Below are 15,030 nucleotides of genomic sequence, written 5' to 3' on the forward strand. Positions count from 1 at the left end.
CCCGGCAGCGGCTCGTGCCCGGCTGCACTCTCAGGGGCGGGATACTGGGTCCATGCGGTTGACGGTCTTCTGGCAGCGGATGGCGGATCATTTCGGCGTGGCGTACGCCGACTCCTTCGCGCGCGATCACGTGATGTCCGAGCTCGGCGGGAGGACCGTGCACCAGGCGCTGGACGCCGGCTGGAACGCCAAGGACGTGTGGCGCGCGGTGTGCCGGGCGATGGAGATCCCCGAGTACTGACACCGGCCGGAGGGGCGACGGCCGGGGGACGGCCGGAGGGACAGCCGGGAGTGTTCGGGGGTATTTCGCCCCGTAGGTCAGACTTGCTCCGTGGCAGCCACCGACGACACCTCCCCGGACGACTCCCGACCGCCCCGGCCCGGCGACGGCGCGCGCATGCCGCGCTGGCTGCCCCGGGCGGTCGTGGTGACGCTCGCCCTGTTCGCCTGCTTCCAGCTCGGCGTCTGGGCCTTCCACCAGCTCCTCGGGCTGCTGGTCGACATCCTGATCGCGTTCTTCCTGGCGCTCGCCGTCGAGCCCGCCGTGGACCGGATGGCCGCGCGCGGCATGCGGCGCGGTGCGGCGACCGGACTGGTCTTCCTCGGCGTCGCCCTGGTGTTCACCGCGTTCTTCGCCATGCTGGGCTCGATGCTCGCCGGGCAGATCCAGAACATCGTGGAGAACTTCCCCGCCTATCTGGATGCAGTGATCGGCTGGCTCAACCGGACGTTCCACACCAGGCTCTCCCGCGTCGAGATCCAGTCGAGCCTGCTGCACTCCGACTGGCTGCAGAAGTACTTGCGCAACAGCGCTGGCGGGGTGCTGGACGTCTCGGCCACCGTCCTCGGCGGACTCTTCCAGCTGCTGACCGTGGCGCTGTTCTCGTTCTACTTCGCGGCCGACGGTCCCCGGCTGCGCCGTGCCCTGTGCTCCGTCCTCCCGCCGCACCGGCAGACCGAGGTGCTGCGCGCCTGGGATCTCGCGGTGGCCAAGACGGGCGGCTACATCTACTCACGCGCTCTGATGGCGCTCGTCTCCGGCGTTGCGCATTACGTCCTGCTGGAAGTTCTGGGCGTGCCCTACGCCCCGGCGCTCGCGATCTGGGTCGGGCTGGTGTCGCAGTTCATCCCGACCATCGGCACCTACCTCGCGGGAGCGCTGCCGATGCTGCTCGCCTTCACCGTCGACCCCTGGTACGCGGTGTGGGTGCTCGTCTTCGTCGTGGTCTACCAGCAGTTCGAGAACTACGTGCTGCAGCCGCGCATCACCGCCAGGACCGTGGACATCCACCCGGCCGTCGCCTTCGGCTCGGTGATCGCGGGCACGGCACTGCTCGGTGCGGTGGGCGCGCTCGTCGCGATCCCCGCGACGGCGACGCTGCAGGCGTTCCTCGGCGCGTACGTGAAGCGGTACGAGCTCGTCGCCGCGGCGGCCGGGGGCGGGACGCGGCGGCCGGGCGGGACGGGGGACGGGGGCCGTCCGCCGGCGCTCGTACGGATGTTCCGGGCGCTCCGGAGGCGGTGATTCCGGACCCGGCGAGGCGCGCTTGACAGCAAAATCGAACATCCATTCTTATGGGTTCCCCCGGGCCGCGGGACCGGGTTTTCCACAGGCCGGGGCGACGCCCGGGCCCGTTGTCAGTGGCAGGCGCTAGCGTCGTGGACGTGAAGCGATCGACTCAAGCAAACCGGGTGGAACCCATGGCAGGCACCGACCGCGAGAAGGCGCTGGACGCCGCGCTCGCACAGATTGAACGGCAATTCGGCAAGGGCGCGGTCATGCGCCTGGGCGAGCGGCCGAACGAGCCGATCGAGGTCATCTCCACGGGATCGACGGCTCTCGACGTGGCCCTCGGCGTCGGCGGGCTGCCGCGCGGCCGTGTGGTGGAGGTCTACGGGCCGGAGTCCTCCGGCAAGACCACCCTCACGCTGCACGCGGTGGCCAACGCCCAGCGCGCGGGCGGCACGGTGGCCTTCGTGGACGCCGAGCACGCCCTCGACCCCGAGTACGCCAAGAAGCTCGGCGTGGACATCGACAACCTGATCCTCTCCCAGCCGGACAACGGCGAGCAGGCGCTGGAGATCGTGGACATGCTGGTCCGCTCCGGCGCTCTCGACCTGATCGTCATCGACTCCGTCGCCGCACTGGTGCCGCGGGCCGAGATCGAGGGCGAGATGGGCGACTCCCACGTCGGCCTCCAGGCCCGGCTGATGAGCCAGGCGCTCCGTAAGATCACCAGCGCGCTGAACCAGTCCAAGACCACCGCGATCTTCATCAACCAGCTCCGCGAGAAGATCGGCGTGATGTTCGGCTCCCCGGAGACCACGACCGGTGGCCGCGCGCTGAAGTTCTACGCCTCGGTGCGCATCGACATCCGCCGGATCGAGACCCTCAAGGACGGCACCGAGGCGGTCGGCAACCGCACCCGCTGCAAGGTCGTCAAGAACAAGGTCGCGCCCCCCTTCAAGCAGGCCGAGTTCGACATCCTCTACGGCCAGGGCATCAGCCGCGAGGGCGGCCTGATCGACATGGGCGTGGAGCACGGCTTCATCCGCAAGGCCGGCGCCTGGTACACGTACGAGGGCGACCAGCTCGGCCAGGGCAAGGAGAACGCCCGCAACTTCCTCAAGGACAACCCCGACCTCGCCAACGAGATCGAGAAGAAGATCAAGGAGAAGCTCGGCGTGGGTGCCCGGCCCGAGGCGCCGGATGCCGAGCCCGGCGCGGACGCCGCCGCGAGCGAGCCCGCCAAGTCCGTCCCGGCCCCGGCCAAGGCCACGGGCAAGGCCGCCAAGGCCACGGCCAAGAGCTAGCCCGCCATGTCCGGAACGAGGACGTGGCGAGCCGGCCGGCCGGAGCCGGATGCGGACGACCGTACGGGCGGCGGCGCCCCCGACCCGTCGAGGGCCGGGGACGGGGCGCCCCCGTCACCGGAGGAGCAGGCGCGGGCGATCTGTCTGCGCCTGCTCACCGGATCCCCCCGCACCCGCAGGCAGCTCGCCGACGCCCTGGCCAAGCGCGGCATACCGGCCGAGGCCGTCGAGGAGGTGCTCTCCCGGTTCGAGGACGTCGGGCTGATCGACGATGCGGCCTTCGCCGGGGCCTGGGTGGAGTCCCGGCACCGCGGCCGCGGGCTGGCCCGCCGTGCCCTGGCGCGCGAACTGCGCACCAAGGGCGTGGACTCCGCGCTGATCGACGAGGCGGTGGGGCAGCTCGACCCCGAGCAGGAGGAGCACACGGCCCGCGAACTGGTCGAGCGCAAGCTGCGCAGCACCCGCGGCATGGACCGCGAGAAGCGGCTGCGCCGGCTCGTCGGGATGCTGGCCCGCAAAGGGTACTCCGAGGGCCTCGCCCTGCGCGTGGTGCGCCGGGCCCTGGAGGAGGAGGGTGAGGACCCCGAGCTGCTCGAGCACTACCTGCCCGGCGACTGACCCCTGCCCGGAAGCCGGTCCCCTTCCGGCGGCGTCCCGTCCCCGGAGGGCCGGAGCCCGGGCGGCTGCACCGGCAGTCCCGCCGCACGCCACGCCCGGAAGCCTCCGGTCACGTCCGTGGCGTGCCGCAGCCCGAGCCGGTGCAGGGAGACCGCCGCCAGGCTGGAGGCGTACCCCTCGTCGCAGATGACGACCACGCGCAGGTCATGGCCGGTGGCCTCGGCCGCGTGGTGGGCGCAGGCCGGGTCCAGCCGCCACTCCAGCTCGTTGCGCTCCACCACCAGCGCCCCCGGGATCGTGCCGTCCCGCTCCCGCAGCGCCGCATAGCGGATGTCGACCAGCAGCCCGCCCCCGGCCTGGACGGCGGCCGCCTCCGCCGGTTCGAGACGGCCGAGCCCCGCCCGGGCCTCGGCCAGCAGTTCCTCCACCTTCATGCCCACCTTCATGCCCACTCCTGTGCCCACTCGATCTGCTCCAGCCTGAGCACCTGCCCACTGCGGTGATAACGCCGCATCATCGGCAGCGGCGGGTAATAGGCGTGCACGGACACCGCGTGTTCCGCCGAGGCGTTGAACACCTGGTGCACATGGTGCGGCCCGAAGGCCCGTCCGTTGCCGCCCTCCAACTGCCGTTCACGGTCGATGCCGTCGGCGAGTTCCAGCAGCTTCCAGCCCTCGGTGGGCAGCCGGGCGGCGAGCGACTGTTCGGTCAGCCGGCCCGCCGCCGCGGCGAAGGCGCCGTACGAACCGCCGTGGTCGTGCCAGCCGGTGCCCGCGCCGGGCGGCCAGCCGATGAGCCACGCCTCGCTGCCGCCCGGTCCGTCCAGGCGGATCCAGGTGCGCCCCTGCGGGTCCAGCGGCAGCGAGGCGACGAGCTCCGCGTCGGCCGCGACGCGGTGCGCGAAGGCGAGAAGTTCCTTGGCCCGAGGCCGACTTGGCAGTGCGTCGGACGCGGCGGGCACGGTGGACGAAGGTACGGGAGAAGACACAGGGACCGTCCTGGGTGATCGCGAAGGAAACGCGCAGCACCCGGCACCCGCAGGGGCGGACGTGCCGGCAGGGCGCGCAGGGGAGCGGATCAACAGGACGGACGACAGATGCAGCCCGCATAGCGGACGAGGTCCAGATGGACCCTCCGCCAGAAGAGCATGCTGCTGCTGTCGGTCATACTCCGGACTCAACCATGACGGAACGGGCGGGTCAACGGTTGGCCGTAGCCTCACTGGCCGCCCCGCCGGCCGTCTCCTCGTGCTCCTCGGGCGTCGGCGCCGCACCGCCCGCCGCTCCGCCCCTGGCGGCGTCCGCGCACGCGTACAGCTCCGCGGGCCGCACCCCGGCCAGTGCCGCCACCAGATGCCCGTCCGGCCGCACCACCAGCACGGTGTGCGCCGCAGCCCCCGGATACCCTTCGGCGACCAGCAGTTCGGCCCGCATGGGCAGCGCGGAGACCGCCGCCGCGAGCCGCGGCATCAGCCCCGCCCCGAGCCAGTGCCGGCGCTCCCACACCCCCGTCCCCGGGGCCACGAGGACCACCAGCAGATCGCCGCCGAGCCGCTCGTGCAACAGCACTTCCGCCCCTTCCGGATCCGTCACCGGCACATCGGCGACCCGCTCGCCCACGCCCGTCCCGACCGGCACGGCCCCCGCGGGCGGTGCGGCCGGCGTCAGGGGCGTACGGGCGTACACCGGCAGCGCACCGAGCGCACCGCGCCCCAAGTGACCCTCGGTGAGGAGGAGATCGTGGGTGCGTGCGGCGCCCGGCACCATCGCGCGCCGCACGGTGCGCCATCCGCCCTCGGCGCGCACCGACGGCAGCGCACGGTCGGCGGCACGCAGACGGGCCACGATCGCCGCGCGCCGCTCCGCCTGGTAGCTGTCGAGCAGCGCGTCCGAGGCGCCGTGGTGCCAGGCGAGCGCCAGCTTCCAGGCGAGGTTGCCGGCGTCCTGCAGCCCCTCGTCCAGGCCCTGGGTGCCCAGGGCCCCCAGCAGGTGCGCGGCTTCCCCGGCGAGGAAGGCGCGCCCGCTGCGCCAGCGGCGCGCGAGGCGGTGGTGCACGGCGTGCACCCCGGTGTCCAGCAGTTCGTACGTCGGCGTCTCGCCGCACCACAGTGCCAACGAGTCGTCGATGTGGGCCAACAGGGTGTCGGGAGTGACCAGTCCGCCGTCCGGCGGCAGCAGCCAGTCGAGCCGCCACACCCCGCCCGGCAGCGGCCGGGCGGTCACCTCGTTGCCGCGGGGAGGCGCACGGTGCAGCACCGCCTCGCCCGGCCATGGCAGTTCGGTGCGCAGGGCGGCGACCGCGAACCGCTCCACGGCCGTGCGGCCGGGGAAGCGGGCACCGGTGAGCTTGCGGACCACCGAGCGGGCGCCGTCGCAGCCGACCAGATAACTCGCCCGCCACGCCGTGCTGTTGTCGCTCCGGGTGCGTGCGGTGATACCGGAGGCGTCCTGCGTCAGGATGGTCAGACGGTGGCCGCGGGCGATCGTCACGCCGTCGGCTCCGGCGAGCGCGGCCTGCAGCTCCCGCATGAGCGCGTGCTGGGGCAGGTGCAGCGGAGACGGTTCTCCGGTCGTTCCGTCGGCGGCCTCGTCCTCCTTCTCGGCGTCCCCCGGGGCCTCGAACGGCACCTGCAGTGTCACGGTCCGGCGGTGCAGGGTCCGCCAGCCCGTCCACCGGCTGCCCTCCGCCGTGGCGCAGCCGAGCCGTTCCAGCAGGGCGGCGGTCTCCGGCCGCAGCACGGCCGTACGGGCCGGGCGCCGCTCCTCGCGGTTCTCCTCCGCGGTCTCGTCCAGGACGACCACGGGGACCTCGTACCGGGCGAGGGCCAGGGCCAGGGTGAGACCGACCGGACCGGCCCCGACGACGATCACCGGGTCCACGGCACGGCCCCCTGACCTGTGCGGCGGCCGGCCGTCCCTGCACCGGCGCGGTGCGTACGGGACGTACAGGGACTGCCAGGGGGAAAACGGTGCGCGATCACAGAACGTATGCAACCCATTGCTGCTGCTTGCGTCAAGTGATCAACGGCTTTGCCGTGGCGCGCCGTAGGTGCGCGCCCCGCCGGTCCGCAGGAACCGACGAGGCGTCAGCGGAGGGCGGATCAGTCGGCCTTGGGGACGTCCGCGCCGGAGGCGCCCTGGCCGCCCCCGGCGGCGCTGTGCCCGGGATCGGCCATGACGACCGCACCGGTGGCGGCCAGGGGAGGCGGAGTGCCCTTGCGTGAGCGCTTCGTGCGCCGTTCGACCCAGGTGGCGACGGACGACAGTGCCAGGCACAGCAGTACGTAGATGGAGCCGAAGACGATGACCATGGGGATGAAGGCGTAGACGCCGTTCACCGGAGGCGTCTGCTGCGCGAAGGATTTGCCGACGAACAGCAGCTCCTCGTACAGGATGATGAAGCCGAGCGAGGTGTCCTTGAGGGTCACCACGAGCTGGCTGATGATCGAGGGCAGCATGGTGCGCACGGCCTGCGGGACGAGCACGGTCGTCATCACCTGGGTCTTGCGCAGCCCGAGCGCGGCGGCGGCCTCGCTCTGGCCCCTGGGCACGGCGTTGATGCCGGAGCGGAAGATCTCGGCCTGTACCGAGCCGTTGTAGAGCGTCAGACCGATGACCAGCGCCCACATGGGGTCGGAGGTGAACACGGCTGCGTACAGCAGGAAGATCATGATGAGCAGCGGCATCGCCCGGAAGAACTCCACGAGCGCGGTGGCCGCCCAGCGCACCGGCTTGTGGTCGGACAGCCGGGCGGTGGCCAGCACGGCACCCAGCACGAGCGACAGGACGGCGGCGATGGCGAAGGTCTTGAGCGTGGTGAGCAGGCCGTCGACGATCCGCTGCTGGGTGTCGGTGTACTCGTAAGCGCTCCACAGCCCGCCCTGGAACTGCCCTGTGGCGTCCAGCCGGTAGACCGCGAAGGAGATCAGACCGAGCAGCGCGACGGTGGCCAGGACCCCGTAGACCCGGTTGCGTGCCCGCGCCTTCGGCCCCGGGACGTCGTAGAGGACGCTGGTGCTCATCGGGCCACCGCCAGACGGTTCTCCAGCAGCCGGAACAGGCCGCTGATGGTGAACGTGATGATGATGTAGCAGAGCGCGATCCACAGGAAGATCACGTAAATGTTGTAGCCCGCCGCGGCGTTGAGCGTCTTCTGTACCGAACCGAGCTCGCTGACGTTGAAGCCCGAGGCGATCGCCGTGTTCTTCGCAAGGGCGATGAGCAGGCTGCCGATGGGGGGTATCGCGGTGCGGGTGGCCTGGGGGAGCACGATCTGTGTCAGCGTCTGGCCGAAGGTCATGCCGATCGAGCGGGCGGCCTCCGCCTGGCCCACCGGTACCGCATTGATACCCGAGCGCACGGCCTCGCAGATGAAGGCCGAGGTGTAGCACCCCAGGGCCAGCACGGCCAGCCAGAAGGAGTCCCAGCCCTTCAGGCCCAGCGCCGGCAGCCCCAGGGTGACCGCCAGGAAGAGCAGCACCAGCGGGGTGTTGCGCAGCAACGTCACCCACCCCGTGCCGAACACCCGCAGCGCGGGCACCGGAGAGACACGGAACGCCGCGACGAGGGTGCCCAGCACCAGGGCCAGCAGCGCGCTGAGCGCCGTCAGTTCGACGGTGCCGAGAAACCCTTCGCGGAACATCGCGAAGTTGTCCGACAGAACGTTCACATCAACTCTCCGGGAATCGCGTACTGCCGGTCAGTACCGCTCGATCGCGGGCGGTGCGGGCGCCGGAGCGCCGGAGAGCCCCAGCGTGGCGTCGTACGCCTTCTTCCAGTCGCCGTTCTTCTCGTGCGCCTCGATGGCCTTGTCCACCGCCTCGCGCAGCGCCGCGTCGTCCTTTTTCAGGCCCACGCCGTAGGGCTCCTTGGAGAACGGCTTGCCGACGACCTTCAGCGCGCCCTTGTTCTCGGCTGCGTAGCCCTTGAGGATCGCGTCGTCCGTCGTGACCGCGTCCACCGTGCCGTTAACGAGGTCCTGGACGCACAGCTGGTAGCCCTGCTGCGCCTTGACCTCGGCCACGCCGTACTTGGGCTCCTTGATGCGCTGGAGCGGCGTCGAGCCGGTCGCCGAGCAGACCTTCTTGCCCTTGAGGTCCTCCGGCCCCTTGATGGAGCTGTCGGCCTTCACCAGCAGGTCCTGGCCGGCGACGTAGTACGGGCCGGCGAAGCCGACTTGCTTCTTGCGCTCGTCGTTGATCGTGTACGTACCGACGTACAGATCGACACCGCCGCTCGCGATCTGCGTCTCCCGGGCCTCCGAAGGCACCGTCTTGAAGGTGATGTGCTTCTCGTCGAACCCCAGATCGGCCGCGATCATCCGGGCGATCTCCACGTCGAAGCCGGTGCGCTTCTTGGTGCCCGGATTCTCGTAACCCAGGCCGGGCTGGTCCGCCTTGGTGCCGATCGTGATGGTCTTTCCCTTGATCTTCTCGAAGACCGACGAACCCTTCACGTCGGCCGAGGTGTTCACCGGATACGTCGGCACTGCCGGGGCCGACGCGCCCCCGGACGCCTTGTCGCCCTTGTCGTCGTTCGGGCTGCCCGACTTGCCGCAGGCGGTCGCGGATACGGCGAGCGCCAGCACCACGACGGCCGCTGCGGCGGTATTGCGGAGCTTCATGAAGAACTTCCTTTGCGTTTGCGGGCGTTGCCCGGCCTTCGGTGCGGCGGGGAGAGGCACAGCGAGGAGAAGCACAAGGGAGGTTTGGAACGGACCGTTCGCAGAAGGACGGAGGGCTCGGACAAAGCGGTCAGTGGTGGAGGATCTTCGACAGGAAGTCCTTGGCCCGGTCGCTGCGGGGGTTGCTGAAGAACTGGTCCGGTCGTGCTTCCTCGACGATGCGGCCGTCGGCCATGAAGACCACCCGGTGTGCGGCGGAGCGGGCGAAGCCCATCTCGTGGGTGACGACGACCATGGTCATGCCGTCCCGGGCGAGCTGCTGCATGACCTCCAGGACCTCGTTGATCATCTCCGGGTCCAGGGCCGAGGTCGGCTCGTCGAAGAGCATCACCTTGGGGCCCATCGCGAGCGCCCGGGCGATGGCCACGCGCTGCTGCTGACCGCCGGACAGCTGTGCGGGGTACTTGTCCGCCTGGCCGCCCACACCCACCCGCTCCAGCAGGGTGTGGGCGGTGGCCTCGGCCTCCTTGCGGTCCTTCCTGCGGACCTTGGTCTGCCCCAGCACCACGTTCTCCAGAACGGTTTTGTGGGCGAAGAGGTTGAAGGACTGGAAGACCATCCCCACGTCCGCCCGCAGCCGCGCCAGCTCCCTGCCCTCCTGGGGCAGCGGACGGCCGTCGATCGTGATGGAGCCCGAGTCCGTGGTCTCCAGCCGGTTGACCGTCCGGCACAGCGTCGACTTGCCCGACCCCGACGGGCCGATGACGACCACGACCTCACCGCGCGCGATGGTCAGATCGATGTCCTGGAGCACGTGCAGCGCGCCGAAGTGTTTGTTGACCTTGTTCAGGACGACCAGTGCATCCGCGGCGGGCGCCGCGTCCTTGGTCACCGATACCTCGCTCATCGGCGTTCCTCGCTCCGTCCTCCTCGGTTGGGGAGGACCCTAATGAGCCGCAACGACCAGCGTCATTACATCTGAGCTGAAATTGAGCATAACGATCCGGCTTCGACCGGGTGTCGTGTGTACACGGGCTCTCCTGCCGTACAGGCGTACCGGCTGCATAACGGAAGGCTTCCGGCGGGCAGAACCCTCTTGACGCACCGGGCATCCATCGGCGTGGATGCGGTGTTGCCGCACCAGCCGCGCGGAGGGCCGATGAGACTGCTGCTCGTGGAGGACGACGACCATGTCGCCGCGGCCCTGTCGGCCGTCCTCGCCCGGCACGGCTTCGACGTCACGCACGCCCGCAGCGGCGAGGAGGCGCTCCAGGCCCTGCTGCCCGCGACGGGCGTGCCGTTCGGGGTCGTCCTGCTCGACCTCGGGCTGCCCGGGCAGGACGGCTTCGAGGTCTGCGACAGGATCCGCAAGCGCACGGCCACGCCCGTCATCATGGTCACGGCCCGGGCGGACACCCGCTCGAAGATCCACGGCCTGAACCTCGGCGCCGACGACTACGTCGTCAAGCCCTACGACACCGGGGAGTTGCTCGCTCGCATCCACGCCGTCGCCCGGCGCACACCGTCCGCCGAGAGTCCTCCGGCCGGGCGGCGCGACCCCGGCGGGCCGAACGCGCTGCGCCTGGGGCCCGTCACCATCGAGGTGCCCACCCGCCGTGTCTCCGTGAACGGCATCGCCGTCCCCCTCACCCGTAAGGAGTTCGACCTGCTGGCGCTGCTCGCCCAGCGTCCCGGAGTGGTCTTCCGGCGCGAGCAGATCATCAGCGAGGTGTGGCGCACCAGCTGGGAGGGGACCGGCCGCACGCTCGAGGTGCACGTGGCCTCGCTCCGCTCCAAGCTGCGGATGCCCGCGCTCATCGAGACGGTCCGGGGCGTCGGCTACCGGCTCGTCGTCCCGGCGTGAGGGCCGTGCCCGCCCGTGCGCACCCGACTTCTGCCGCTGCTCATCGTCCTCATGGCAGGCGTACTGCTCGCCCTCGGCCTGCCGCTCGGCGCCGGCATGGCCGCCGTGCGGCAGCAGCGGGTGGTCGTCGACCGCATCGACGACACCGCCCGCTTCGCCGCGCTCGCACAGTTCGTCACCACCAGCGCCGTCGAACCCGCCGCGGCGGCGGACGAGAGGCTGCGCACCCTGCAGGCCGAACTCGCCCGCTATGAAGACCTCTACGGCATACGGGCCGGTGTCTTCTACCGCAACGGCAAGGCCATGGCCGTCGCCCCCGCCGACTGGTCGGTACCGCCGGCCGGGGAGGGCGGCCAGGCCTTCCAGGAGGCCCTCGCGGGCCGTCGCAGCCACGACCCGCAGCAGGTCTGGCCCTGGCGGCGCAGCCGGCTCACCGTCGCGTCGCCGGTCATCCGGGACGGTGACGTCGTCGCGGTCGTCGTCACCGAGTCGCCCACCGGGCAGCTGCGTTCACGGATCCTGCACAGCTGGCTGGTGCTCGCAGCCGGCGAGATGGCGGCCATGCTGGTGGCGGTCGGGGCGGCCTTCCGGCTCACCGGGTGGGTGCTGCGTCCCGTCCGCACCCTCGACGCGGCGGCCCACGGCATTGCCACGGGCCGGATGAACTCCCGGGTGGCCGCCGACTCCGGACCGCCTGAACTGCGCCGCCTGGCCCGTTCGTTCAACGAGATGGCCGATAACGTCGAGAATGTCCTCGAACAGCAGCGCGCGTTCGTCGCCGACGCCTCGCACCAGCTCCGTAACCCGCTCGCCGCACTGCTGCTGCGCATCGACCTGCTGGCGCTGGACCTTCCTGAGGGCAACGAGGAAGTGGTCTCCGTGCGCACGGAGGGCCGGCGGCTGGCACGCGTGCTGGACGACCTGCTGGACCTCGCGCTGGCCGAGCACACCGCTGCCGATCTGCAGGTGACCGACATCGCCGACCTCGTCCGCGACCGGGTGGACGCCTGGACGCCCGTCGCCCACCAGGAACGCGTCACGCTCGCCTACCGCGGCCCCGTCGCCGTCACCGGCTGGGCCGATCCGATCGCCCTCTCCAGTGCGCTCGACGCGGTCGTCGACAACGCCCTCAAGTTCACGCCTGCGGAGGCCCGTGTCGAGGTCGTCGTGGAGCCCGCGGCCGACCGCGTCACCGTCACCGTCACCGACGAAGGGCTCGGACTGGCCGACGACGAACTCGCCCGCATCGGCGACCGCTTCTGGCGCAGCAGCCGCCACCAGAACGTCTCCGGATCCGGCCTCGGCCTGTCCATCTCGCGCGCCCTCCTGGCCGCGGGCGGCGCCACGCTCTCCTACGCCCACCACGATCCCTGCGGGCTGCAGGCGGCCATCACCCTGCCGCGCACGGCAGGGGAGGACGTTCAGGGCTTGACCGACACGTAATAGCGCCGCGCACCCGCGTGCAGCTGCACGGGGTCGGTGAAGACGGCCGTCCGGAGGTCCACTTTCTGTGCCGCGTGGACGTACATGCCGATGCGGTCACGGCTTCGGATGACCGTCCGGGTGATGCCTTCGGTGAGGTGCGGATCGGTGCTGTCCAGAGTCAGCAGAAGGTTCGCCACCGCGATGGTGTTCACCGGACCGGCGTCGTGCAGCTCCGGATAGGCGTCCACCGGCATCACGGCGGCCCGGTAGAAACGCATCTGAGGGCCCTGAGCATGCAGTGGGCCGATCAGGTCGCCGAGCTGGACCAGCCGGACGGGCGTTCTCCTGCCGAGCTGTCCGATGGTGACGGTGGGCAGCCCGCCCGACCAGAAGAACGCATCCAGCTCACCGCTCTCCAGCATCGCGGGCGCCTTGTCGAGGCCGACCCGCACGGGTGTGACGTCCCTGTCGAAGTCGAGCCGCGCAGCGGCCAGCAGCCGCCGGCTGATCAGCTGGACCCCCGACTCGTCCGCGCCCACTCCGATGCGCAGCCCTCTCAGGTCCCGTACGGACTGCACCGGAGAGTTGTTGCGGACCACGAGGTGTATGTAGTCGTCGTACAGCCGGGCGCACGCGCGCAGCCGTCCGGCACCCGGCTGCCGCTGGTCCTGGTAGGCGGCCACCGCGTCGGAGGCGGCCAGGACGAAATCGGCCCCGCCCGAAGTGAGCAGCCGGATGTTGTCGGGCGAGCCGCGGCTGTAGCGGATGGCGACGTCCAGATCGGGCAGGTCCCGCGCCAGGTCCTCCTTCAGGAGCGTGCCGTACTTCGCGTACACACCGCTCGGTGCGCCCGTCGCAATCGAGATCCGCCCGCCCGGCAGCGGCCGCCGGTCGGACGGCAGTAGCCACCACGCCAGCAGCACGAGCACCGCAGCGGCCACCGCGCCGGTCCTCAGGGGACAGCGCCTGGCCGGATGCGGCGGTCGGGGAGCCATGGGCGGATCCTGCCAGCCCGCCCGGCGGCCGGGAAGGGCGGTGAAGAAGCGGGGGAGAGACGGGGGAGAGGCCGGGCCGCCGGAAGGGGCGAGCTGTCCGGGCGACCACGTACCCTGGTCGATTGAGATGAGTGCGAAGACATACGAGGTGCGCACCTACGGGTGCCAGATGAACGTCCATGACTCCGAGCGGCTGTCCGGCCTGCTGGAGGATGCGGGCTACGTCCGCGCGTCCGAGGGCACCGCCGAGGGTGACGCTGACGTCGTCGTCTTCAACACCTGCGCGGTGCGGGAGAACGCCGACAACAAGCTGTACGGCAATCTCGGCCGGCTGGCCCCGATGAAGGCGAAGCGGCCCGGCATGCAGATCGCCGTCGGCGGCTGCCTCGCCCAGAAGGACCGCGACACCATCGTCAAGCGGGCCCCCTGGGTCGACGTGGTCTTCGGCACGCACAACATCGGCAAGCTGCCCGTCCTGCTGGAGCGCGCCCGCGTCCAGGAAGAGGCACAGGTCGAGATCGCCGAGTCCCTGGAGGCGTTCCCCTCGACGCTGCCGACGCGGCGCGAGAGCGCCTATGCGGCCTGGGTGTCCATCTCCGTCGGCTGCAACAACACCTGCACGTTCTGCATCGTTCCGGCGCTGCGCGGCAAGGAGAAGGACCGCCGCCCCGGCGACATCCTCGCCGAGGTCGAGGCGCTCGTCGCCGAGGGCGTCAGCGAGATCACCCTCCTCGGCCAGAACGTCAACGCCTACGGCTCCGACATGGGCGACCGCGAGGCGTTCTCCAAGCTGCTGCGCGCCTGCGGCCAGATCGAGGGCCTGGAGCGCGTCCGCTTCACCTCGCCCCACCCGCGCGACTTCACCGACGACGTGATCGCCGCCATGGCCGAGACGCCGAATGTGATGCACCAGTTGCACATGCCGCTCCAGTCCGGCTCGGACACCGTCCTCAAGGCGATGCGCCGCTCGTACCGCCAGGAGCGCTTCCTCGGCATCATCGAGAAGGTGCGCGCCGCCATGCCGGACGCCGCCATCTCCACCGACATCATCGTGGGCTTCCCCGGCGAGACCGAGGAGGACTTCGAGCAGACCATGCACGTGGTCCGCGAGGCCCGCTTCGCGAACGCCTTCACCTTCCAGTACTCCAAGCGCCCCGGCACGCCGGCCGCCGAGATGGACGACCAGATCCCCAAGGCGGTCGTGCAGGCGCGCTACGAGCGTCTGGTGGCCCTCCAGGAGGAGATCTCCTGGGAGGAGAACAAGAAGCAGGTCGGCCGCACGCTGGAGGTCATGGTCGCCGAGGGCGAGGGCCGCAAGGACGACGCCACGCAGCGACTGTCCGGCCGGGCCCCCGACAACCGCCTGGTGCACTTCACCAAGCCCGCCGAGCCGGTCCGCCCGGGCGATGTGGTCACCGTCGACATCACCTACGCTGCCCCGCACCACCTCCTCGCCGAAGGCCCTGCCAAGGCCGTGCGCCGCACGCGCGCGGGCGACGCGTGGGAGAAGCGCAACGCTGCGGAGGCCGCCGAGCCGAAGGGCGTGATGCTGGGCATCCCGAGCATCGGCGCCCCTGCCCCCTCCCCGGCCCCGGCCTCCTCGGGCTGCGGCTGCGACTGACCCGCTCCGTCCGAATCCGCCCCGTCGTCCGGCCCGCCCCCGCGGAGCCCGGGCGGCGGGGCGTATATCGT

General features: G+C 71.1%; 16 protein-coding genes. 7 read left to right on the plus strand and 9 right to left on the minus strand.

What is annotated here, in order from left to right:
• Nucleotides 1-52 precede the first annotated feature (52 nt).
• The 4 genes from ACLHRZ_RS09065 (at nucleotide 53) to recX (ending at nucleotide 3,432) form a co-directional block, all read left to right on the plus strand.
• Nucleotides 53-241, plus strand: a complete 189-nt coding sequence (locus tag ACLHRZ_RS09065; protein WP_490417785.1) for a DUF3046 domain-containing protein — start codon at nucleotides 53-55, stop codon at nucleotides 239-241.
• 90 nt (nucleotides 242-331) lie between these two features.
• Entirely contained in the window at nucleotides 332-1,525 is a 1,194-nt protein-coding gene (locus ACLHRZ_RS09070; RefSeq protein WP_490417786.1) for an AI-2E family transporter, read from the plus strand.
• A 176-nt stretch (nucleotides 1,526-1,701) separates the two neighbouring features.
• On the plus strand, nucleotides 1,702-2,814 hold the full coding sequence (gene recA, locus ACLHRZ_RS09075; protein ID WP_490417787.1) for a recombinase RecA: 1,113 nt from the start codon (nucleotides 1,702-1,704) through the stop codon (nucleotides 2,812-2,814).
• 6 nt (nucleotides 2,815-2,820) lie between these two features.
• Nucleotides 2,821-3,432 carry a recombination regulator RecX gene (gene recX, locus ACLHRZ_RS09080; RefSeq protein WP_490417788.1) on the plus strand — a complete coding sequence of 204 codons (612 nt, stop codon included), beginning with the start codon at nucleotides 2,821-2,823 and terminating at the stop codon, nucleotides 3,430-3,432.
• On the opposite strand, the gene ACLHRZ_RS09085 is transcribed toward recX, so the two are convergent.
• From ACLHRZ_RS09085 to ACLHRZ_RS09120, 8 genes are all read right to left on the minus strand, one after another.
• On the minus strand, nucleotides 3,414-3,866 hold the full coding sequence (locus tag ACLHRZ_RS09085; RefSeq protein ID WP_490418050.1) for a rhodanese-like domain-containing protein: 453 nt from the start codon (nucleotides 3,864-3,866) through the stop codon (nucleotides 3,414-3,416). The two genes, recX and ACLHRZ_RS09085, sit on opposite strands and share 19 nt — an antisense overlap.
• Before the next feature lie 8 nt (nucleotides 3,867-3,874).
• Nucleotides 3,875-4,393, minus strand: a complete 519-nt coding sequence (locus tag ACLHRZ_RS09090) for a cupin domain-containing protein (protein ID WP_490417789.1) — start codon at nucleotides 4,391-4,393, stop codon at nucleotides 3,875-3,877.
• Between the two features lie 116 nt (nucleotides 4,394-4,509).
• A complete protein-coding gene (locus tag ACLHRZ_RS09095; RefSeq protein WP_490417790.1) occupies nucleotides 4,510-4,599 on the minus strand; it encodes a putative leader peptide in 90 nt (29 codons plus the stop codon).
• Between the two features lie 32 nt (nucleotides 4,600-4,631).
• Nucleotides 4,632-6,311, minus strand: coding sequence for an FAD-dependent monooxygenase (locus ACLHRZ_RS09100; protein ID WP_490417791.1), 1,680 nt, complete (start codon nucleotides 6,309-6,311; stop codon nucleotides 4,632-4,634).
• Nucleotides 6,312-6,532: 221 nt separating this feature from the next.
• Entirely contained in the window at nucleotides 6,533-7,453 is a 921-nt protein-coding gene (locus ACLHRZ_RS09105) for an amino acid ABC transporter permease (protein WP_490417792.1), read from the minus strand.
• Nucleotides 7,450-8,100, minus strand: coding sequence for an amino acid ABC transporter permease (locus ACLHRZ_RS09110; RefSeq protein WP_490417793.1), 651 nt, complete (start codon nucleotides 8,098-8,100; stop codon nucleotides 7,450-7,452). The genes ACLHRZ_RS09105 and ACLHRZ_RS09110 overlap by 4 nt, the downstream gene beginning before the upstream one ends.
• A 30-nt stretch (nucleotides 8,101-8,130) precedes the next feature.
• Nucleotides 8,131-9,054, minus strand: coding sequence for a glutamate ABC transporter substrate-binding protein (locus ACLHRZ_RS09115; RefSeq protein WP_490417794.1), 924 nt, complete (start codon nucleotides 9,052-9,054; stop codon nucleotides 8,131-8,133).
• A gap of 130 nt (nucleotides 9,055-9,184) precedes the next feature.
• Nucleotides 9,185-9,961: an amino acid ABC transporter ATP-binding protein gene (locus ACLHRZ_RS09120; protein WP_490417795.1), complete on the minus strand. Its 777-nt coding sequence runs from the start codon at nucleotides 9,959-9,961 to the stop codon at nucleotides 9,185-9,187.
• 252 nt (nucleotides 9,962-10,213) lie between these two features.
• Between ACLHRZ_RS09120 and ACLHRZ_RS09125 the strand changes: the two genes are divergently transcribed.
• The gene (locus tag ACLHRZ_RS09125) at nucleotides 10,214-10,918 is read left to right on the plus strand and encodes a response regulator transcription factor (protein ID WP_490417796.1); all 705 of its coding nucleotides are present in this window, start codon (nucleotides 10,214-10,216) and stop codon (nucleotides 10,916-10,918) included.
• Nucleotides 10,919-10,933: 15 nt separating this feature from the next.
• Nucleotides 10,934-12,361 (plus strand): sensor histidine kinase, encoded by a 1,428-nt coding sequence (locus tag ACLHRZ_RS09130; protein ID WP_490417797.1) that lies wholly within the window; start codon nucleotides 10,934-10,936, stop codon nucleotides 12,359-12,361.
• Here the strand turns inward: ACLHRZ_RS09130 and ACLHRZ_RS09135 are convergent.
• A complete protein-coding gene (locus ACLHRZ_RS09135; RefSeq protein WP_490417798.1) occupies nucleotides 12,340-13,338 on the minus strand; it encodes a TAXI family TRAP transporter solute-binding subunit in 999 nt (332 codons plus the stop codon). The two genes, ACLHRZ_RS09130 and ACLHRZ_RS09135, sit on opposite strands and share 22 nt — an antisense overlap.
• A gap of 127 nt (nucleotides 13,339-13,465) precedes the next feature.
• On the opposite strand from ACLHRZ_RS09135, the gene miaB reads away from it, so the two are divergent.
• The gene (miaB, locus tag ACLHRZ_RS09140; protein ID WP_490417799.1) at nucleotides 13,466-14,959 is read left to right on the plus strand and encodes a tRNA (N6-isopentenyl adenosine(37)-C2)-methylthiotransferase MiaB; all 1,494 of its coding nucleotides are present in this window, start codon (nucleotides 13,466-13,468) and stop codon (nucleotides 14,957-14,959) included.
• Nucleotides 14,960-15,030: the final 71 nt, after the last annotated feature.

It is taken from the genome of Streptomyces sp. AM25, from assembly GCF_058146165.1.

Bases quoted from the DNA above. Each gene is read 5' to 3' on its own strand.
- recX (WP_490417788.1), top strand. From the start codon at position 2,821: ATGTCCGGAACGAGGACGTGGCGAGCCGGCCGGCCGGAGCCGGATGCG.
- ACLHRZ_RS09125 (WP_490417796.1), top strand. From the start codon at position 10,214: ATGAGACTGCTGCTCGTGGAGGACGACGACCATGTCGCCGCGGCCCTG.
- ACLHRZ_RS09095 (WP_490417790.1), bottom strand. From the start codon at position 4,599: ATGACCGACAGCAGCAGCATGCTCTTCTGGCGGAGGGTCCATCTGGAC.
- ACLHRZ_RS09120 (WP_490417795.1), bottom strand. From the start codon at position 9,961: ATGAGCGAGGTATCGGTGACCAAGGACGCGGCGCCCGCCGCGGATGCA.
- ACLHRZ_RS09105 (WP_490417792.1), bottom strand. From the start codon at position 7,453: ATGAGCACCAGCGTCCTCTACGACGTCCCGGGGCCGAAGGCGCGGGCA.
- ACLHRZ_RS09065 (WP_490417785.1), top strand. From the start codon at position 53: ATGCGGTTGACGGTCTTCTGGCAGCGGATGGCGGATCATTTCGGCGTG.
- miaB (WP_490417799.1), top strand. From the start codon at position 13,466: ATGAGTGCGAAGACATACGAGGTGCGCACCTACGGGTGCCAGATGAAC.
- ACLHRZ_RS09135 (WP_490417798.1), bottom strand. From the start codon at position 13,338: ATGGCTCCCCGACCGCCGCATCCGGCCAGGCGCTGTCCCCTGAGGACC.
- ACLHRZ_RS09115 (WP_490417794.1), bottom strand. From the start codon at position 9,054: ATGAAGCTCCGCAATACCGCCGCAGCGGCCGTCGTGGTGCTGGCGCTC.
- recA (WP_490417787.1), top strand. From the start codon at position 1,702: ATGGCAGGCACCGACCGCGAGAAGGCGCTGGACGCCGCGCTCGCACAG.
- ACLHRZ_RS09085 (WP_490418050.1), bottom strand. From the start codon at position 3,866: ATGAAGGTGGAGGAACTGCTGGCCGAGGCCCGGGCGGGGCTCGGCCGT.